This window comes from Xanthobacter tagetidis (assembly GCF_003667445.1).
Taxonomy (GTDB): Bacteria; Pseudomonadota; Alphaproteobacteria; order Rhizobiales; family Xanthobacteraceae; genus Xanthobacter; species Xanthobacter tagetidis.
Genome location: NZ_RCTF01000007.1, coordinates 114,985 through 133,066 on the forward strand (window position 1 = coordinate 114,985; position 18,082 = coordinate 133,066).

The 18,082-nt window shown below is 70.7% G+C and carries 16 protein-coding genes; 6 read left to right on the forward strand and 10 right to left on the reverse strand.

Translation table 11 applies throughout. From position 1 onward, the window contains the following. The first annotated feature begins 24 nt into the window (after nucleotides 1-24). From D9R14_RS10495 to denD, 4 genes are read left to right on the forward strand one after another with little or no spacing between them, the layout of a single operon-like run. The gene (locus D9R14_RS10495) at nucleotides 25-861 is read left to right on the forward strand and encodes an isocitrate lyase/PEP mutase family protein (protein ID WP_121623277.1); all 837 of its coding nucleotides are present in this window, start codon (nucleotides 25-27) and stop codon (nucleotides 859-861) included. After that, the gene (locus tag D9R14_RS10500; RefSeq protein WP_121623278.1) at nucleotides 861-1,562 is read left to right on the forward strand and encodes a GNAT family N-acetyltransferase; all 702 of its coding nucleotides are present in this window, start codon (nucleotides 861-863) and stop codon (nucleotides 1,560-1,562) included. Before D9R14_RS10495 ends, D9R14_RS10500 begins: the two co-directional genes overlap by 1 nt. Nucleotides 1,563-1,596: 34 nt before the next feature. Beyond that, nucleotides 1,597-2,343 (forward strand): SDR family oxidoreductase, encoded by a 747-nt coding sequence (locus D9R14_RS10505; protein WP_121623279.1) that lies wholly within the window; start codon nucleotides 1,597-1,599, stop codon nucleotides 2,341-2,343. 14 nt (nucleotides 2,344-2,357) lie between these two features. Next, entirely contained in the window at nucleotides 2,358-3,335 is a 978-nt protein-coding gene (denD, locus tag D9R14_RS10510) for a D-erythronate dehydrogenase (RefSeq protein ID WP_121623280.1), read from the forward strand. Nucleotides 3,336-3,383: 48 nt separating this feature from the next. Here the strand turns inward: denD and D9R14_RS10515 are convergent, their stop codons facing one another. Then, on the reverse strand, nucleotides 3,384-3,842 hold the full coding sequence (locus D9R14_RS10515; protein ID WP_121623281.1) for an arsenate-mycothiol transferase ArsC: 459 nt from the start codon (nucleotides 3,840-3,842) through the stop codon (nucleotides 3,384-3,386). Between the two features lie 329 nt (nucleotides 3,843-4,171). Between D9R14_RS10515 and D9R14_RS10520 the strand changes: the two genes are divergently transcribed. Next, nucleotides 4,172-4,741: a hypothetical protein gene (locus tag D9R14_RS10520; RefSeq protein WP_184759609.1), complete on the forward strand. Its 570-nt coding sequence runs from the start codon at nucleotides 4,172-4,174 to the stop codon at nucleotides 4,739-4,741. Between the two features lie 228 nt (nucleotides 4,742-4,969). On the opposite strand, the gene D9R14_RS10525 is transcribed toward D9R14_RS10520, so the two are convergent. The 4 genes from D9R14_RS10525 to D9R14_RS10540 form a co-directional block, all read right to left on the reverse strand. Further along, the gene (locus tag D9R14_RS10525; protein WP_121623282.1) at nucleotides 4,970-5,563 is read right to left on the reverse strand and encodes an OmpA family protein; all 594 of its coding nucleotides are present in this window, start codon (nucleotides 5,561-5,563) and stop codon (nucleotides 4,970-4,972) included. Then, entirely contained in the window at nucleotides 5,563-5,994 is a 432-nt protein-coding gene (locus tag D9R14_RS10530) for a hypothetical protein (RefSeq protein ID WP_147453002.1), read from the reverse strand. The genes D9R14_RS10525 and D9R14_RS10530 overlap by 1 nt, the downstream gene beginning before the upstream one ends. 152 nt (nucleotides 5,995-6,146) lie before the next feature. Beyond that, nucleotides 6,147-7,505, reverse strand: coding sequence for a multidrug effflux MFS transporter (locus D9R14_RS10535; RefSeq protein ID WP_121623284.1), 1,359 nt, complete (start codon nucleotides 7,503-7,505; stop codon nucleotides 6,147-6,149). Continuing rightward, a complete protein-coding gene (locus D9R14_RS10540) occupies nucleotides 7,502-7,942 on the reverse strand; it encodes a MarR family winged helix-turn-helix transcriptional regulator (RefSeq protein WP_121623285.1) in 441 nt (146 codons plus the stop codon). The genes D9R14_RS10535 and D9R14_RS10540 overlap by 4 nt, the downstream gene beginning before the upstream one ends. 220 nt (nucleotides 7,943-8,162) lie before the next feature. Between D9R14_RS10540 and D9R14_RS10545 the strand changes: the two genes are divergently transcribed. After that, a complete protein-coding gene (locus D9R14_RS10545; RefSeq protein ID WP_121623286.1) occupies nucleotides 8,163-9,272 on the forward strand; it encodes a site-2 protease family protein in 1,110 nt (369 codons plus the stop codon). A gap of 30 nt (nucleotides 9,273-9,302) precedes the next feature. Here D9R14_RS10545 and D9R14_RS10550 read toward each other — a convergent pair whose 3' ends face one another. The 5 genes from D9R14_RS10550 to D9R14_RS10570 form a co-directional block, all read right to left on the reverse strand. Further along, nucleotides 9,303-12,209, reverse strand: a complete 2,907-nt coding sequence (locus D9R14_RS10550; RefSeq protein ID WP_121623287.1) for an HD domain-containing phosphohydrolase — start codon at nucleotides 12,207-12,209, stop codon at nucleotides 9,303-9,305. 217 nt (nucleotides 12,210-12,426) lie between these two features. Then, on the reverse strand, nucleotides 12,427-13,332 hold the full coding sequence (locus D9R14_RS10555; protein WP_121623288.1) for a hydroxymethylglutaryl-CoA lyase: 906 nt from the start codon (nucleotides 13,330-13,332) through the stop codon (nucleotides 12,427-12,429). After that, nucleotides 13,332-15,344 carry an acetyl/propionyl/methylcrotonyl-CoA carboxylase subunit alpha gene (locus tag D9R14_RS10560; RefSeq protein ID WP_121623382.1) on the reverse strand — a complete coding sequence of 671 codons (2,013 nt, stop codon included), beginning with the start codon at nucleotides 15,342-15,344 and terminating at the stop codon, nucleotides 13,332-13,334. The genes D9R14_RS10555 and D9R14_RS10560 overlap by 1 nt, the downstream gene beginning before the upstream one ends. Beyond that, nucleotides 15,341-16,117, reverse strand: coding sequence for an enoyl-CoA hydratase/isomerase family protein (locus D9R14_RS10565; protein WP_121623289.1), 777 nt, complete (start codon nucleotides 16,115-16,117; stop codon nucleotides 15,341-15,343). The genes D9R14_RS10560 and D9R14_RS10565 overlap by 4 nt, the downstream gene beginning before the upstream one ends. A 232-nt stretch (nucleotides 16,118-16,349) precedes the next feature. Then, nucleotides 16,350-17,957, reverse strand: a complete 1,608-nt coding sequence (locus tag D9R14_RS10570) for a carboxyl transferase domain-containing protein (protein ID WP_121623290.1) — start codon at nucleotides 17,955-17,957, stop codon at nucleotides 16,350-16,352. Between the last annotated feature and the right edge of the window lie 125 nt (nucleotides 17,958-18,082).

Here is an 18,082-nt window from a genome sequence, read left to right on the forward strand (position 1 = left end):
GGGCGGCGGCTGGGAGCCCAGATCATGACCTCGACGGCCGACAAGCGCCGCGCGTTCCGCAAGCTGCATGAAAGCGGCTGCTTCGTGCTGCCCAATCCGTGGGACATCGGCACCACCCGCTTCCTCGAAGCCGCTGGCTTCGCCGCGCTCGCCACCACCAGCGCCGGCTATGCCTTCTCGCGGGGCAGGCCGGACGGCACCGTCGCGCGCGACGAGATGCTGGCGCACATCGCCGAGCTGGTCGCGGCGACGCGGCTGCCCGTGAATGCCGACTTCGAGGCCGGCTACGCCGCCGATCCCGCCGGGGTCGCGGAGAGCGTCGCATTGTGCGTCGAGACGGGCGTCGCCGGCCTTTCCATCGAGGATGCGACGGGCGATGCCGCCGCCCCGCTTTATCCCCGCGACGAAGCGGTGGCGCGGGTGCGCGCCGCCCGGCGCGCCATCGACGCTTCCGGCGCCGACGTCGTCCTCACCGCCCGCGCGGAATGCTACCTCGTCGGCCGGCCGGACATCGCCGAGGTGATCGCGCGGCTCACGGCCTATATCGGTGCAGGCGCGGACTGCGTCTATGCCCCCGGTCTGCGCAGCCGCGCGGACATTTCGGCGGTGGTCGAGGCGGTGGCGCCGGTGCCGGTGAACCTTCTGATGCCCGGCGCGCTCGGCTTCACGGTCGACGATGTCGCCGCGCTCGGCGTGCGCCGCATCAGCACCGGCAGCACGCTGAGCCGCGTCGCCTGGGGCGCGTTCCGGGCCGCGGTTGAGGAGATGCAGGCGGGCAGCTTCGCGCCGTTCGGCGCCGCCATGCCGTTCGCCGACGCGAACGCCTTCTTCCGCGACGATGCCGCCCGGAGGGCCGGCTGATGGCCGAGACCTCCGCAACGCCCCTGGGCGCTCCGGTCCCGGGCGGACCGGCCCGCCGGCCCGAGCCGACCGTCCTGGCGGGCCGCCATGTCCGCCTCGTGCCATTCGACGTGGCGCGGCATGCCGGAACCCTCTACGCCCTCTCCCACGGACCGGAGAAGGAGGCCCTGTGGGCCTATCTCTTCGCCGCCCCCTTCCCGGACGACGCGGCCTTTGCCGCCGCCTACGCCGAAGCGGCGAAGAAGGCCGACCCGCTCCTGTTCACCATCGAGGAGGCGGCGGGCGGCCGCGCGGTGGGCCACGCCACCTTCATGCGCATCGAGCCGGCGCACCGGGTGATCGAGGTGGGCAATATCCTCTACACCCCGCCGCTCCAGCGCACCGCGGGAGCGACGGAGGCCATGTACCTCATGGCGCGGCACGCCTTCGAGGATCTCGGCTACCGCCGCTACGAATGGAAGTGCAACGCGCTGAACGCTCCCTCCCGGCGGGCGGCGGAGCGGCTCGGGTTCACCTTCGAGGGACTCTTCCGGCAGCACATGATCGTCAAGGGCCTCAATCGCGACACCGCGTGGTTCGCCATGCTGGACACCGAGTGGCCCAGGGCGAAGGCCGCGTTCGAGGCCTTTCTCGATCCCGGCAATTTCGACGCCGACGGCCGCCAGCGTCGGAAGCTGGAAGACATCCGCGCCGCGCTCTGAGGGCGGCGCCGCAACGACACGACGGGGAAACGCCATGGCAGGACGGCTTCAGGGCAAGACGGCGCTGGTGACGGCGGCGGGACAGGGCATCGGGCGCGCAATCGCCGAGGCGTTCGTGCGCGAGGGCGCGCGCGTGGTCGCCACCGACCTCGACGCGGCCAAGGTGGCGGACCTTGCGGGCGCCGAGGCGCGGGCGCTCAACGTGCTCTCCACCGAGGCGGTCAACGCGCTCGCCGCCGAGTTGGGCTCGCTCGACGTGCTCGCCAACTGCGCCGGCTACGTGCACCAGGGCACCATCTTCGAGACCACGGAGAAAGACTGGGACTTCTCCTTCGACCTCAACGTGAAGTCCATGCACCGCACGATCTCGGCCTTCCTGCCCGCCATGGTGGCGAAGGGCGGCGGATCGATCGTCAACATCTCCTCGGCCGCCTCCTCGATCCGCGGCGTTCCGAACCGCTATGCCTACGGCACCACCAAGGCGGCGGTGATCGGCCTCACCAAGGCTGTGGCGGCCGACTTCGTCCACAAGGGCATCCGCGTCAACGCCATCTGCCCCGGCACCGTGCAGTCGCCCTCGCTCGACGAGCGCATTGCCGCCGTCGCGGCGCAGACCGGCCGCACGGTCGATCAGGTGCGCGCGGACTTCGTGGGCCGCCAGCCCATGGGCCGGCTCGGCACCGCCGAGGAGATCGCCTTCCTCGCGCTCTACCTCGCCAGCGACGAGAGCGCCTTCACCACCGGCCAGGCGCACATCATCGATGGCGGCTGGGTGAACTGAGAGGACTTGAGAACATGCACATCCTGGTCATCGGCGGCGCCGGCATGGTGGGCCGCAAGCTGATCGAGCGCCTCGCCCGCGACGGGCGGCTCGGCGACACGGCGATCACCCGGCTCACCGCCCACGACGTGGTTCCCCCGAAGCTGCCGCAGGCGCCCTTCGAGACCGACGCCCGCGTGTCCGACATCTCCGTGCCGGGCGCGGCGGCGGCGCTGGTGGCGGAGCGGCCGGACGTGATCTTCCATCTCGCCGCCATCGTCTCCGGCGAGGCGGAGGCGGATTTCGAGAAGGGCAGCCGCATCAATCTCGACGGCACGCGCCATGTGTTCGATGCGGTGCGGCTGATCGAGGGCTATGCGCCGCGCCTCGTCTTCACCTCCTCCATCGCGGTATTCGGGGCGCCGTTCCCGGAGGCGATCCCGGACGAGTTCTTCCACACCCCGCTCACCTCCTACGGCACGCAGAAGGCGATCGGCGAGCTGCTGCTCTCCGACTATACCCGGCGCGGCTTCTTCGACGGCATCGGCATCCGCCTGCCGACCATCTGCGTGCGGCCCGGGGCGCCCAACAAGGCGGCCTCCGGCTTCTTCTCCGGCATCATCCGCGAGCCGCTGGCGGGGCAGGAGGCGATCCTGCCGGTGTCCGAGAGCGTGATGCACTGGCACGCCTCGCCGCGCGCGGCGGTGGGCTTCCTGCTGCACGCCGCGACCATCGACGGGCGCCAGGTGGGCACGCGGCGCAACCTCACCATGCCGGGGCTCGCCGTCACGGTGGGCGAGCAGATCGAGGCGCTGCGCCAGGTGGCGGGCGACAAGGCGGTGGCACGCATCAAGCGCGTGCCCGACCCGGTGATCGAAGGCATCGTCGCCGGCTGGCCGCGCAAGTTCGACGCCAAGAGGGCGTCGTCCCTCGGCTTCGTCGCGGAGACCTCGTTCGAGGAGATCATCCGCATCCACATCGAGGACGAGCTGGGCGGCCGCATCGCCGACTGAAGCGCGATCCGGCCCGGATCGACGATCGGGGCCGGTCTTCTCGATTTCTCAGGCGGCCACCGGCAGGCCGGCGGCGCGGTCCGCCACGGCGCGCACTGCCGCCTTGAGACGCGGCAGAAGCCGGCGGTAGGCGAGGCGGCGCCCGTGCACGTCGCCGAGCCGCGAGACGTCGTCGAACGTCCAGTGCTCGACGCGCGCGGTCCGGTTCCAGGCGAGGCGCACGAGGGCCTGATGCGCCTCGTCCACCATGGCGACAACCACGTCGATGCGCGGCGCGCCCGTCAGGCCGAACAATTCCGCCGGCTTGGAGGACAGGCCGTCGGCGGGGATGCCCGCCTGATGCAGGCTCTCCACCGCCGCGAGGTCCACCGGAGCGGTCTCGGCAACCGCGGCGCTGAAGGCGCGCACCGGGCCGTGGCGGGCGATGGCGATCGCTTCCGCCATCAGGCTGAGGCCGGAATTGTCCCGGCACAAGAAGAGGATGGACGGACGTCCCGCGAGCGTCATGGAGCCTCCTTCCGGCCGCCGGGCGCTCCCCTCGCCCGAATCGCGACGGGGGGACGCTAGGACGAAGCCTCGACGCGACGATGACAGCGACGACGGGAAGAACTCTCTGCGTGGGCGTGCTGCTGCCACATCCCGCCGCCGAATTCATGGCACGCAGGGCCTCCGACGACCGATGGCCGCGCACTGAAAATCAGTTCAATACATTGATTATAATAGAAAATTTCGCCGTTAACCATTTCGCAGTTATTCCGCGAGATTTATGGGACGCTGGCGGGCATCGCGTTGCGGTGGTTTGATTCTTCGCCGGCTGGCTGATTTTGGAGGCAAGTATGGCGAAGACCGAAACGACCGGCGCAGAGGTGAGCAAGATCGCCGCGAAGGCGCTCAAGGACCCGGCCGGCATCTCCCACGAGGAGATCAAGAAGCTCGCGGCCTCGTGCCTGACGCAGACCGCCGACAAGCCGAAGGCTGCCAAGGCGCCGAAGGCAGCGGCCAAGGCACCCGCGAAGACCGCCGCCAAGCCTGCCGCGAAGCCTGCCGCCAAGTCCGCTGCGAAGCCGGCTGCCAAGCCGGCTGCCAAGCCTGCCGCTGCCGCCAAGGCCGAGAAGGCGCCGAAGGCGGCTGCCGCCAAGACCGCCGCCCCGAAGGCTGCCGCGCCGGCGAAGGCTGCCAAGGCCGCTGCCGCCAAGCCTGCCGCTGCCAAGCCGGCTGCTGCCAAGGCCGCACCCGCGAAGGCCGCTGCCAAGCCGGCCGCGAAGGCACCGGCCAAGGCCGCCGCCACGAAGGCCGCCGCGCCGAAGGCCGCTGCTCCCAAGGCTGCTGCCAAGGCCAAGGCGCCTGCCAAGCCGGCCGCTGCGAAGGCTGCGGCGAAGGCTCCGTCCAAGTCCGGCAAGGCCTGATCCACGGCAAAAGCCGTCGCGTCCGGATGCGGGTGCTTCTCGCCCGCATCCCGGCGCCACGCCGCCGCGGCCGCCGGCCGGGTGCACGCTATCTCATAGCTTTTCGACGAAGTCTCCGAGGCGGCGCGCCTCGTTCGGCACGAAAATCTTCAGGTTCCGAGATCGGCCATGGGCGGACGCGCGATGCGTCCGCCTTTGCCGTTCCTGAGGCGGTCCCTGCGGTGACGGCTACCGCGGCGTCAGAGCGCCCGCCCGCCCCACATTGAAGATCTGCACCCGGCGGTTGATGGCCGCGGTCGGGTTCTTCGCGTCCTGCAGGTTCTCCTCGCCAAGGCCGACCGCCTGGATGCGGCGCGGGTCCACCCGGAAGGTGGTGGTGAGCGCCGTGGCCACGGCGTCGGCCCGCTCCTGCGAGAGCTTCATGTTGCCCGCGCGGGTGCCGGTCGTGTCGGTATTGCCCACCACGAGGAACTTGTAGCCGAGCAGTTCCGGATTGTGCATCGCGTCGGCGATGGCGCCGAGCGTGCGGTAGGACGACGGCTTGACCATCGCCGAATTCAGGTCGAACTCGATCTCGACGTTGATCTGCGCGAGCTGATCGAGCTGGATCGCAAGCGGAGGGCGGTCCTGCGGCGGTCCGGAATACTGCATGTGCGCCTCGGCGAGGCCGCGCAGGGCCTGCGCGCTCACGTTCGGCACATCCTGGACGGCGCCCTGGAGGCCCTGGACGATCTGCGCATTGGGCGTGAATTGCTGCGCGCTGGCGGGCGCGGCCGCGGCGAGGGCGGCGGCGAAGGCGAGGGTGGAGGCGAGCGCGCGCATCAGCGATATCCCGCATTGGCGATGGCGGCGGTGCAGGTCTGGCTGACCACCTTGGAGGCCTGCAGCAGGCAGGAGACGATGTTGCCGTCGCCCGCTTCGACGCCGGGGCAGTATTCGGCGCGGTCGCGGTCGCACACCTTGAACACGGCCGCCTGGGCCGCGGCGCGCGCCTCGGTCATCGCCCGGATGCCCTCGTGGTTCGCGGCGCAGGCCGGCGAGAGCTGGGCCGCATTTCCGGCGAGGCACTGGTGGATGGCGCCGTTGCCGAGATTGAGCCCGCGGCAGTGCTTCATGATGTCGCCGCCGCAATGCTGGTTCAGAAGGCCCGCCGCCTCGGCGTAGCTGACCGTCTGCGCCCGTGCCGCCCCGGCACTCCCCAGCGCCACCAGGACGAGCGCAACGGCCCATCCGGCTCCTCTCCAAATCGTCATCGGGTCCTCCCCCAAAAGGTGGCGGGAGAGTGGCCACGGCCAAGCCGTAAGGTCAATGGGCGCCGGCGCCGTCCGGCGCGGAGTGGCCTGCGGAGGCAAGTCCCGTGGTCAGCCGGATACCGGGAGGCGCCCCTTAGGGGCCGCTGCCGGCCTCAGCGGCGCTTGGCGTAGGTCTCGGCCTCGATCTCGTCGCCGGCGGCGCCGATCACGCCCAGCGGGTCGGCGGCCAGCTCCAGGTCGGTCGCCTCCACCACCACCTCCGGCGCCCGCGCCGGCGCCCCGGCCGGCGGGCGCAGCAGGAAGTGGGTGGCCATGGCGGAGAAGGCCATGGCGGGCAAAAGCGTCGCCAGCGCCGAGAGCGGGGTGGGGAAAAGCACCGAGAGCGCCGATCCGAACGAGCCGCCGCCGATCTGCATGAAGCCCATGAGCGCCGAGGCGGCACCCGCGATGTGGGCGAAGCCCGCCAGCGCCGTGGTGGTGCAGCCGGGCACGATGAAGGCGATGCCGAAGGTCCAGAATCCGATCGGCACCATGATGGTGGCGGTGGTCAGGGGCAGGACCTGCGGGCCGATGCTGAGGCCGGTGGCGCCGCACATGGCGAGCACCAGGCCGTACGGCACCAGCTTGAGCGCGTTGACGCGCTTCAGCAGCCGTCCGGCCACCAGGGTGCCGACGATGAACGAACAGCTCTGGATCATCATCGCCAGTCCGAACTGCGTCGGGGTCAGGCCGACCCGGTCGATGAGGATGAAGGGCACCAGCGTCGCCAGCGTGTAGACCCCGCCGAGCGCGAAGGCGAGCACCAGGCTGGCGCGCAGAAACACCCGGCTGCGCAAGAGCTCGCCGTAGCTCTTCAGGATGCGGCGGGGTTCGGCGAGGGCGCGGTCCGGGTAGCGGTTGGTCTCGGGCACCCAGAGCACGATCAGGCCCATCAGCAGGACGCCGAACACCGACATGGCGACGAACAGCACGTGCCAGTTCGCCACGCCGAGCAGCAGGCCGCCGATGGTGGGCGAGAGCGCCGGTCCGATGGCGAGCAGGGTGCCGATATGGTTCATCACCCGCGCCGAGGCCTGGCCGGTGAACTGGTCGCGCACGATGGCGCGGGAGATGGCGATGCCGGCGGCGCAGCCCACGCCCTGCAAGGCGCGCCCGGCGAGCAGCCAGCTCATGTCCTGCGCCAGCATCGCGACGAAGGCGCCCACCAGATAGATGCCGAAGAACGAAAGCGCCACGGGCCGCCGCCCGTAGGCGTCGGAGAGCGGGCCGCAGATCAGCTGCGACACCGCGAATCCCAGGAAGAAGACGGTGATGGTGAGCTTCACCATCGAGATGTCGGTCTGGAACGCGGCCACCAGCTGCGGCATGGCCGGCGTGTACATGGTCAGGCTCACCGGGCCGATTGTGACCATGAGTCCGCCGATGACGGCGACGCGCGATTCCGACATCAGGGGGCGCCGCGTGGTTCCGGCGCCGGAGCTGGTCATGGTGAGGGGGTCGACCTTGCTCATGTCCCCTCCTTGCAGCGCACCAGGCTGGCGCGCATGCGCTCAAGAAGGCGGCGGAACGTGGCCTGTTCTTCGGTGCTGAATCCGTCCAGCGCTTCGATGCGTGCCGTGGCGGCGGCGGACGAGATGCGTTCGAGGTAGGGGGTGGCTGCCTCGGTGAGGCGGACGATCTTGGCCCGGCGGTCGGCGGGGTCGGTTTCCCGCACGATGGCGCCGAGTGCCTCAAGGCGATCAAGGAAGCCCACCAGGGTCATGGGCTCGACATTCATCTTCACGGCGAGGGCAGACTGCCGGTGGGCCGGATAGAGATTGACGTAGGCCAGGGTGCGCGCCTCGCCCGCGGTCAGCCCGACGCCCGATTGCTCGAAGGCGCAGTCGATCCGCGCGCGATAGAGGCGCGCCGTGTCCACCAGGATGAAGCCGAGGGGAGGTTCGTTCATATAAAGTCAACCATATAATAAGACTACCATATAATATCGCAGCGTGCAGCGCAAGAGGCGCGGCGGGACGGTTCTTTAATACCATATGCCGCAGCCGAACGGCGCGTTGCGCGGCGGCGGCGAACCGCTATGAGTGGGAGACCGCCGGAGCGCACCGCGGACGGGCCGAACGGGTTCGCCCGGCCCGTCGCCTTCTGCCAACACGAGGACGGAGACGCCCATGCCCTGGTCCCTCACCATCGGCCGGTTCGGCGAGACCGCCATCAGGATCCACGTCACCTTCCTCCTGTTCCTGGTGTGGATCTGGGCGGCCTATTACCGCATGGGCGGGGCCGGCGCCGCGTGGGACGGCGTGATCTTCGTCGCCCTGCTGTTCCTGTGCGTGCTGCTGCACGAACTCGGCCACGTGCTGGCGGCGCGCCACTACGGTGTGAAGACGCCGGACATCACGCTCTGGCCGTTCGGCGGGATCGCCAATCTGGAGCGCATCCCCGAGAAGCCGTCCGAGGAACTGGTGGTGGCGCTCGCCGGGCCGGCGGTGAACGTGGTCATCGCGCTGGTGCTGCTCGCCATCCTCGGCGGCAGCGTGAACGTCGGCGACCTCGCCAAGATCGAGGACCCCGCCACCTCGCTCCTCGCCAAGCTCGCGGGGGCGAACATCTTCCTGGTGGTGTTCAACCTGATCCCCGCCTTTCCCATGGACGGCGGGCGGGTGCTGCGCGCGGTGCTCGCCATGAACATGGGCTTTGCCCGCGCCACCGCGCTCGCCGCCTCGATCGGCCAGGGGCTGGCCATCGCCCTCGGCCTGCTCGGCATCTTCGGCAATCCCATGCTGATCGTGATCGCCGTGTTCGTGTTCCTCGCCGCCTCGGGCGAGGCCGGGCAGGTGCAGCTCAAGGAGGCCTCGCGCGGCCACCTGGTCCAGGACGCGATGATCACCCATTTCGAGACGCTCGGGCCGCAGTCCACGGTGGACGACGCCGCCGAGGCGCTGATCCGCTCGACGCAGAAGGAATTCCCGGTGGTGGACGGCGGCGGGCGCCTGCGCGGCGTGCTTACCCGCGACGCCATGATCCGCGCTTTGAAGGACCAGGGGCCGCAGACCCCGGTGATCGAGGTGATGCAGGCGGACGTGCCGACCGTGGATGCGCGCGCCAAGCTCGACACCGCGCTGAAGCTCATCACCGAGGCGCAGGCCCCGGCCGTGGGGGTGCTCGACGGCGCCGGACGGCTGGTCGGCCTGCTGACGCCCGAGAATGTGGGCGAGCTGATGATGATCCACGTGGCGCTCGGCGGCCGGCCGCACGCGCCGCGGCCCACCAGCGCCTGACGGGCGGGGCACCGAACCCGGTCCTCGGCGTCAGGCCGGCACGCCGGCGAGGGCGGCGAGGGCATCGACGTCGGCCGCGTCCCTCTGGTCCGGGCGCAGGAAGCGCTCGGCATAGACCTGCCAGATGCCGCTCCTGAGGAAATAGCCGAACACCCGCGGGTCGAGGTGCCCCTCCTTGCACATGAATGCCATGATGCGCAGCGCCTCCGACAGGCGCTTGGCGGGCTTGTAGGGACGGTCGGCGGCGGTCAGCGCCTCGAACACGTCGGCGAGCGCCATCACCCGCTCCTCGACCGACAGCGCGCTGGCGTCGAGCCGCCGCGGATAGCCGGCCCCGTCCATGCGCTCGTGATGGGTGGCCGCGATCTCCGGCACGCGCGCAAGGTGCCCGGGCCAGGGCAGGCTCTTCAGCATGGCGTAGGTCTGCACCACATGGTCGTTCACCAGGAAGCGCTCCTCGTCGGTGAGCGTGCCGCGGCGGATCGAGAGGTTGTGCAGTTCGCCCCGATTCTCCCGGTGCGGCGGCAGGGCCATGTCGAAGCCGTAGACATTGGCCGGATCGTCCCGGCGGACCGGCGGCAGACGGCCCGGCCACATGATGATGTCGGAGGGGCGGTCGGCGAGCAGCGTTTCCACCGCCGGAAGGGGAGCGGCCGGCAGGCCGGCGACCCGCCGCTCCTCCTCGCGCGAGAGGCCGAGCCGGTCGTCGAAATGGCGCAGCCAGGTGCGCCCGGCGATGCGGGCGATCCGCGCCACCGCCTCGTCGGTCATGAACTCGCCGCCCATATTGGCGGAGGCGACGAAGGCGAAGTCGTCCCTCAGCGCCGCCTGCTCGGCGGCCAGCTCGGCCTCCGACAGCGCCCGGTCCGCGCCGGCGGCGAGGCGGGAAAGGTGGGCGATCTCGGCATCCCGCCACAGCACCTCGAACCGGGTGCGTACCTCGTGGATGCGGTTGTGGATCGCCTCCAGCTTGGTGGCCTTGTCGATCACGTGCTCGGGGCTCGTCACCTTGCCGCAATCGTGCAGCCAGGCGCCGAGATGGAACGCGTAGCGCTCGTCCTCGCTCAGGCGGAAATCCTTGAACGGACCGTCGGTTTCCCGCGTCATCCGGTCGACGATCATGGTCGCCAGCTCCGGCACGCGCCGGCAATGGCCGCCGGTATAGGGGCTCTTGGCGTCCACCGCGTCGGCCACCAGGCGCACGAAGCCGTCGAGCAGCTTGCGCTGGGCCTCGATCAGCCGCCGCGTCTCGATGGCCGAGGAGAGCGCGCCGGACAGGCGCTCGGCGAAGGCGCGGAACTCCGCGCCATCATGCGGCACGTCCAGGGGATGCTCCAGTAGCAGCAGGCCGAGCGGCGCCGCCTGGCGGCTCGCGAGCGGCAGCAGAAGCTGGCCCATTTCCGCGGGCGGCGGAACGAGCGCGCCGCCGCCCGGCGCGAGCGCCGCCACGTCCAGGTGCTCGGGCAGCGGCGCGTCGGGCGCGCCGCGCCGGTCGGGCCTGGCCACCGCCGCCAGCTCCAGCCCGCGCTCCTGCGGATCGAGCAGATAGACCGCGCCGCGGGTGCAGGCGGTGGAGGCCACCGTCTGCTGCAGCACCTTCTCCAGCATGCTGTCGAGGCCCGGCTCCTTGCCGATGGTCTCGGTGGTGCCGAGGAAGTTCTGGATCGTGGTGCAGACCTCGCCGAGCACGTCCTCAAGCTGGCGGATCTCGCGGATCATCGATCCGCGCACCTCCGGCCGGCGGAAGTCGAAGCGGGAGAGCCGCTGCGCCTGCCTTGCGAGCACCGTCAGGTCGCGCCCCAGCCGGTGGCCCACCAGCCAGCCCAGCACCAGCAGCACCAAGGCGATGCCGGCCGTCAGCCAGGCCTGCCGGATGAGCCCCGCGCGGATGGCTGCCAGAAGGTCACTGTCGGGGGTGGCCATGAGCAGCTTCAGCTGGCCCACCGGAAACGCTGCGAGCGGCATGGCGATGCCGAACCAGGGCTTGCCGTCCACGTCCAGGCTCACCGGCTGGTTGGGCCCCGCATTGGCCGCGCCGAGCGCGGTGAGGGCGGGAACGCCGAGCTCGGCGAGCCTGCTCAGCCGCACGCTGTCGCCGACCCGCCGATAGGCGCGCTCAAGATCGGTATAGGCGTAGGCGTTGCCGTCCGCGCCGACGATGGCGATCTCCGAATTGGGCGTCAGGCGCAGCGCCTTCAGCTCCTCCCCGAGGTCCGTGAGATCGACGTCGAGGCCAGCCACCGCCTGCCCGTCGCGCGAGGCGAGGCTCAGCGTGACGCCGATATTCTGCGTGGTGAAGAAAATGTAGGGCGCCGTGAGGCTCTCGCCCGGCGATTGGTCGGCGTCGATGTACCAGGGCCGCCGGCGCGGGTCGAAGCCGGTGTCGGGAATGGTGCGGGCCAGAAGCTGCCTGCGCTCGGCATTCAGGAAATGCCAGACGGTCCGCTTTCGGCCGCGCACATCGTGCTCGATACTCTGCACGAGATAGGCCGCATCCGAAGGAGCTTCGAGACTGGCGCGCACGGCGTCGGACCGCAGCGGCCGCACCAGGATGAACTCGCCGTTCGCATAGCCCACATAGGCCGCCGACAAAAATGGGATGCTCTCCAGGATCTGGACGAAGGTGCCGGCCCGCTCCAGCCGCTCGCCCGGGTCGAACGCGAACATGACCGGATCGCTGACGAGATAGTTCAGGCTCGCCGAGGCCGGCGCCATCAGGCGGCGCACCTTCTCGTCCACCAGCCGCCCCATGGCCTGGGTGCTTTCCTGCGCGGACTGGAGCAGCGCGGTGCGGGCCACGTGCCAGCCCTGCCACATGAGCAGGGCGCCAAGCGCGAGCATGGCGCCGACCACCACGACGGCGATGAGGGTGGGCAGCGGCCAGGTGATCCCGCCTCGCTGGCGGCGCGGAAGAATGGCGATCGGTGCGCGGTCCATGGACGCTCCACCGGCCGGATTATTTCCGCCCCGCGCCGCGCGCGGCGCAGCAGGCAATGCTCGTGGGCGCGACGCTGCGCGAGCGCGCGCCCGCACCGCCCCTGCCGACCGACGAAGCGGTGCCGTGATCCGATCCTGAAAGGGCCCGAGCGTCAATGCCTATGGCTGGCCGCACCGCGCCGGGGCGGTACCGGCGGGAGGGCCGCCGCCCGCCGCGCTATCCAGCCTTGGCCGCCAGAGCGCGCGCGGCCTTGGACGCCGAAGGCCGGCCCAGCGCGCCTGTGATCGCGCGGCCCGCCGCGGCGAGCCGGTCGAGGTCGACACCGGTTGCCACGCCGAGCCCGTCGAGCATGTAGACCAGGTCCTCGGTGGCGAGGTTGCCGGAGGCGCCCTTGGCATAGGGGCAGCCGCCGAGGCCGGCGACCGCGCTGTCGAGCGAGGCGATGCCGAGATCGAGGCAGGCGAGCACGTTGGCGAGCGCCTGGCCGTAGGTGTCGTGGAAGTGCAGCGCGGTGCGCTGGAGCCCGATCTGGTCGGCCACCGCCTTCGCCATGGCCTTCGCCTTGCCGGGCGTGCCGACGCCGATGGTGTCGCCGAGCGAGACCTCGTAGCAGCCCATGGCGACCAGCGCCTGCGACACCTCCACCACCTTCGCCACCGGCACCTCGCCCTGATAGGGACAGCCCAGCACGCAGCTCACATAGCCGCGCACGGCGACGCCGTTGGCGCGGGCGATGTCGAGCACGGGCACGAAGCGCTCCAGGCTTTCGGCGATGGTGCAGTTGATGTTCTTCTGGCTGAAAGCCTCCGAGGCGGCGGCGAACACGGCCACCTCCTCGATCCCCGCCGCCAGCGCCTGCTCCAAGCCCTTCAGATTGGGGGTCAGCACGCTGTAGCGCACGCCGGGCCGGCGCTTCAGCGCCGCCAGCACCTCGATGGTATCCGCCATCTGCGGCACCCATTTGGGCGACACGAACGAGCCCGCCTCGATGTCCTTGAGGCCGGCTTCGGCGAGGGCTTCGATAAGCGCCACCTTGGCCAGGAGCGGCACCGTCCCCGGCTCGTTCTGCAGCCCGTCGCGCGGGCCGACCTCGACGATGCGCACGGCGGCGGGGCTAGCCATCACATATCCTCCAGAACCAGCAGCTCGGCGCCCTCGTCCACCAGGTCGCCCACGGCGAACTTGAGCGCCTTGACGCGGCCGTCGCGCGGGGCGGCGACGGTGTGCTCCATCTTCATGGCCTCCACCACCACCAGAGCGGCGCCCTTCGCCACCTCCTCGCCCTCGCTGACGGCGATGCGGATGATGGTGCCCGGCATGGGCGCGACGAGGCGGCCGGCGGTGCCGGTGGCGGCCTGCGAGGCAAGGCGCGGGTCGACGAACTCGACGCCATATTCCCCGCCGCGCACGAACACCGTGAGATGGGCGCCCGAGCGCACCACGCGGGCGGACAGCGCGACCCCGTCGAGCCGGGCGCGGATGGCGCCCTCTCCGTTCGCCTCGCCTTCCACGGTCATGGGGCCGCCGGGCAGGTCCAGCACGAAGCCCGCCGGGCGGAAGTGCGCGCGCACCGCGATGCGCCGTTCCCGGTCGGCGAAGGTCAGGTCCACATGGGCGTCGCGGTTGAGCCGCCAGCCCGGCGCGCGGCCCCAGGGCGAGAACGGGTCTGCGCCGTCCACAGCCTCGGCCGACTGGCGCGCCTCCTCCTTCAGCACGAACAGGGCGGCGAGCGCCACCACGGCGTCGTCCACCGGCGCCGGAGGCGGCAGAAGGTCGGCCTGGTGGCGGGCGATGAAGGAGGTGTCGAGGTCGGCCGCCGCGAAGGCGGGATGGGAGGCGATGGCCTTCAGGAACGCGCGATTGGTGGACAGGCCCACCACCTCGGTCATGGCGAGCGCCGTCTCCAGCCGCGCGATCGCCTCGGCGCGGTCGGCGCCGGCGGCGATGATCTTGGCGATCATCGGATCGTAGTGCACCGAGACCGTATCGCCGGCGCGCACGCCGGTATCCACCCGCGCGCCCGGCGCGGCGAACGGCAGGGCCAGATGCTCCAGCCGGCCCACCTGGGGCAGGAAGTCCTTCTGCGGGTCCTCGGCATAGAGCCGCACCTCGATGGCGTGGCCCCTGAGCGGGATCTCGCCCTGGGAGAGCGGCAGCTTCTCGCCCTCGGCGACGCGGATCTGCCACTCGACCAGGTCCTGGCCGGTGATCGCCTCGGTCACCGGATGCTCCACCTGGAGGCGGGTGTTCATCTCCATGAAGTAGAAGCCGTCGCCCTCGGCGATGAATTCCACCGTGCCGGCGCCCACATAGCCGACCGCCTTGGCGGCCTCCACCGCGGCGCGGCCCATCTCGGCGCGGCGCTCTGCGGTCATGCCGGGGGCGGGGGCCTCCTCGACCACCTTCTGGTGGCGGCGCTGGATCGAGCAGTCGCGCTCGTAGAGATAGACGCCCTCGCCGTGGCTGTCGGCGAACACCTGCACCTCGATGTGGCGCGGGCGGGTGAGATACTTCTCGATCAGCACCCGGTCGTCGCCGAACGCGCTCTTCGCCTCGCGCTTGGCGGAGGCGAGGGCCTCAGTGAAGGCGGCCGCGGCCTCCACCACCTTCATGCCCTTGCCGCCGCCGCCGGCGGACGCCTTGATGAGCACCGGATAGCCGATGCGCGCCGCTTCGCGGGCGAGCAGCGCCTCGTCCTGGTCCGCCCCGTGATAGCCCGGCACCAGCGGCACGCCGGCGGTCTCCATCAAAGCCTTGGCGGCGCTCTTCGAGCCCATGGCGCGGATCGCCGAGGCCGGCGGGCCGACGAAGACGATGCCGGCTTTCTCGCAGGCCTCGGCGAAGTCGGCATTCTCCGACAGGAAGCCGTAGCCGGGATGGATCGCATCCGCCCCGCTGCGGCGCGCCGCCTCCAGGATGGCGTCGATCTTCAGGTAGCTCTCGCGCGCCGGCGCCGGGCCGATGGGATAGGCCTCGTCGGCCACCGCCACGTGCAGCGCATTGGCGTCGGCCTGCGAATAGACCGCGACGGTGCGCAGCCCCATGTTCTTCGCGGTGCGCATGACGCGCACGGCGATCTCGCCGCGGTTCGCCACCAGGAGGGTGCGGATGGGCCGATTGGCGGGCCTGTTCATGGCGTTCCCCATTTGGGCTTGCGCTTCTCCAGGAAGGCGGCGATGCCCTCCCTCCCGTCGGCGCTGGCGCGCTGGGCGGCGATGCGCCGGGCGGTGTCCTGGACCATGGTGAGATCGACCGGCCCGTCGACGGCCGCGACCAGTTCCTTGACGGCGGCGATGGCGGCCGGGCTGCCGGCGCGCAGCGCCTTCAGGTGGCGCTCTATGGCGTCGTCCAGCTCCTCGGCGGGCACCACCTCGTGCACCAGACCGAGGTCGCGCGCGGTCTCGGCGGAGAAGCGCTCGGCAGTGAGAAAATAGCGCCGCGCCTGGCGCGCCCCCATGGCGCGCACCAGATAGGGGCTGATGACGGCTGGGATGATGCCGAGCCGCACCTCGGTGATCGCGAATTCGCTGTCGCTCGCGCACACCGCGATGTCGCTGGCGGCGATGAGGCCGGTGGCACCGGCGAAGGCCAGGCCCTGGACGCGCACCAGCGTCGGCTTCGGCGCGGTGTCGATGATGTACATGAGCCGGCCGAGCGCCATGGCGTCGGCGAGGTTCTCGTGGCGGGAATAGCCCGCCATGCGCTTCATCCAGTTGAGGTCGGCGCCGGCGCAGAAGTTCTTGCCGCTGGCGCGCAGCAGGATGGCGGTGACCGCCGGATCGTCGATCGCCCGCTCATAGGCGCGGGTCAGCGCGGCGATGAGCGCGTCGTCGAAGGCGTTGTGCACCTGCGGCCGGTCGAGGGTGATGACGGCGACGCCGTTCGCCACGGTGAAGAGAAGGCTCATGGGGTCCGCCTTTCGCGCCGGACGTGTCCCGGCCGACGGGAGCGCGGCGCCGCCGCGCGGGAGGAGAGCCGGGACCCAGCGCAAAAGTGCCGCCGAAGGCGGTCTTTGTGGGGACGACGGCAAACAGCGAAGCCTGCTGCGCAGGAGTCCTGCGCTGGACCCCGGCTCGGCGCTCCGGCTGCGCCGTCGCTTGGCCGGGGAACGCGGGGCGCCGCACCGAGCGGGGCCGCCATCACATGCGGAACACGCCGAAGCGTGTCTCCTTCTCGGGCGCGTTGAGCGCGGCGGAAAGGGCGAGGGCCAGCACCATGCGGGTGTCGGCGGGGTCGATGACACCGTCGTCCCACAGGCGGGCGGAGGAATAATAAGGGTGGCCCTGCACCTCGTACTGGTGGCGGATGGGCGCCTTGAAGGCGTCCTCCTCCTCCGCCGGCCAGGCGCCGCCCTTGGCCTCGATGCCGTCGCGGCGCACCTGGGCGAGCACGTTGGCCGCCTGCTCGCCGCCCATCACCGAGATGCGCGCGTTGGGCCACATCCACAAAAAGCGCGGGTCGAAGGCGCGCCCGCACATGCCGTAGTTTCCGGCGCCGAAGGAATTGCCGATCACCACCGTGAACTTCGGCACGCTCGCGCACGAGACGGCGGTGACGAACTTCGCGCCGTCCTTGGCGATGCCGCCGGCCTCGTACTTCTTGCCCACCATGAAGCCGGTGATGTTCTGCAGGAAGACGAGCGGGATGTTGCGCTGGCAGCACAGTTCGACGAAGTGCGCGCCCTTCTGCGCGCTCTCCGAGAACAGGATGCCGTTATTGGCGATGATGCCCACCGGATAGCCGAAGATGCGGGCAAAGCCGGTGACCAGCGTCTGCCCGTAGAGCGGCTTGAACTCGTCGAACTCCGATCCGTCGACGATGCGGGCGATGATCTGGCGCACGTCGAACGGCTGCTTCGGGTCGGCCGAGACGATGCCGTACATCTCCTTGGCGTCGTAGAGCGGGGCGCGCGGCTCGCGGATGTCGAGGGAGTGGGCCTTCGGGGAATTGAGGTCGGCGACGATCGAGCGGGCGATGCCCAAGGCGTGGGCGTCGTTCTCGGCCATGTGGTCGGCGACGCCGGAGATGCGGGTGTGCACGTCCGCCCCGCCCAGTTCCTCGGCGGTCACCACCTCCCCGGTGGCGGCCTTCACCAAAGGCGGGCCGGCGAGGAAGATGGTGGCCTGATTCTTCACCATGATGGACTGGTCCGCCATGGCCGGCACATAGGCCCCGCCGGCGGTGCACGAGCCCATCACCACCGCGATCTGCGGGATGCCCAGCGCCGACATGTTGGCCTGGTTGAAGAAGATGCGGCCGAAATGCTCGCGGTCGGGGAACACCTCGTCCTGGTTCGGCAGGTTGGCGCCGCCGGAATCGACGAGATAGAGGCAGGGCAGGTGGTTGTTCTGGGCGATGGTCTGGGCGCGAATGTGCTTCTTCACCGTCATGGGGAAGTAGGTGCCGCCCTTCACAGTCGCGTCGTTGGCGACGATCACGCACTCGCGGCCGGAGACGCGGCCGATGCCGGTGATGATGCCGGCAGCCGGCACCTCGCCGTCATACATGCCGTAGGCCGCGAGCTGGCTCAGCTCCAGGAACGGCGAGCCGGTGTCGAGCAATGTGCGGATGCGGTCGCGCGGCAGGAGCTTGCCGCGCTTCAGGTGGCGCTCGCGGGCGACGGGGCCGCCGCCCTCTGCGGCACGCTCCACCTTTTCCCGCAAGTCGGCGACGCTCGCCTCGAGCGCCTCGCGGTTGCGCCGGAACGTGTCGGAGCGGCGGTCGACCGCATCCTCGATGATGGCCATGAGCGTCCTCGCCCGGTTGGGAGGAGATGAGCCCGCTGGCGCGCGCCGTTGAGGCGGGCAGCGTGGCAGGGGCCGTCTCCTCCGATGCCGGTTTGCCCGGCTTGGAAACGATCGTACGTTTTTTT

Coding starts and splice junctions, on each gene's coding strand:
- D9R14_RS10565 (WP_121623289.1), bottom strand. CDS start 16,117: ATGAGCCTTCTCTTCACCGTGGCGAACGGCGTCGCCGTCATCACCCTC.
- D9R14_RS10540 (WP_121623285.1), bottom strand. CDS start 7,942: ATGAACGAACCTCCCCTCGGCTTCATCCTGGTGGACACGGCGCGCCTC.
- D9R14_RS10525 (WP_121623282.1), bottom strand. CDS start 5,563: ATGCGCGCGCTCGCCTCCACCCTCGCCTTCGCCGCCGCCCTCGCCGCG.
- D9R14_RS10535 (WP_121623284.1), bottom strand. CDS start 7,505: ATGAGCAAGGTCGACCCCCTCACCATGACCAGCTCCGGCGCCGGAACC.
- D9R14_RS10555 (WP_121623288.1), bottom strand. CDS start 13,332: ATGGCTAGCCCCGCCGCCGTGCGCATCGTCGAGGTCGGCCCGCGCGAC.
- D9R14_RS10560 (WP_121623382.1), bottom strand. CDS start 15,344: ATGAACAGGCCCGCCAATCGGCCCATCCGCACCCTCCTGGTGGCGAAC.
- D9R14_RS10530 (WP_147453002.1), bottom strand. CDS start 5,994: ATGACGATTTGGAGAGGAGCCGGATGGGCCGTTGCGCTCGTCCTGGTG.
- D9R14_RS10570 (WP_121623290.1), bottom strand. CDS start 17,957: ATGGCCATCATCGAGGATGCGGTCGACCGCCGCTCCGACACGTTCCGG.
- D9R14_RS10550 (WP_121623287.1), bottom strand. CDS start 12,209: ATGGACCGCGCACCGATCGCCATTCTTCCGCGCCGCCAGCGAGGCGGG.
- D9R14_RS10500 (WP_121623278.1), top strand. CDS start 861: ATGGCCGAGACCTCCGCAACGCCCCTGGGCGCTCCGGTCCCGGGCGGA.
- D9R14_RS10515 (WP_121623281.1), bottom strand. CDS start 3,842: ATGACGCTCGCGGGACGTCCGTCCATCCTCTTCTTGTGCCGGGACAAT.
- D9R14_RS10520 (WP_184759609.1), top strand. CDS start 4,172: ATGGCGAAGACCGAAACGACCGGCGCAGAGGTGAGCAAGATCGCCGCG.
- D9R14_RS10495 (WP_121623277.1), top strand. CDS start 25: ATGACCTCGACGGCCGACAAGCGCCGCGCGTTCCGCAAGCTGCATGAA.
- D9R14_RS10505 (WP_121623279.1), top strand. CDS start 1,597: ATGGCAGGACGGCTTCAGGGCAAGACGGCGCTGGTGACGGCGGCGGGA.
- D9R14_RS10545 (WP_121623286.1), top strand. CDS start 8,163: ATGCCCTGGTCCCTCACCATCGGCCGGTTCGGCGAGACCGCCATCAGG.
- denD (WP_121623280.1), top strand. CDS start 2,358: ATGCACATCCTGGTCATCGGCGGCGCCGGCATGGTGGGCCGCAAGCTG.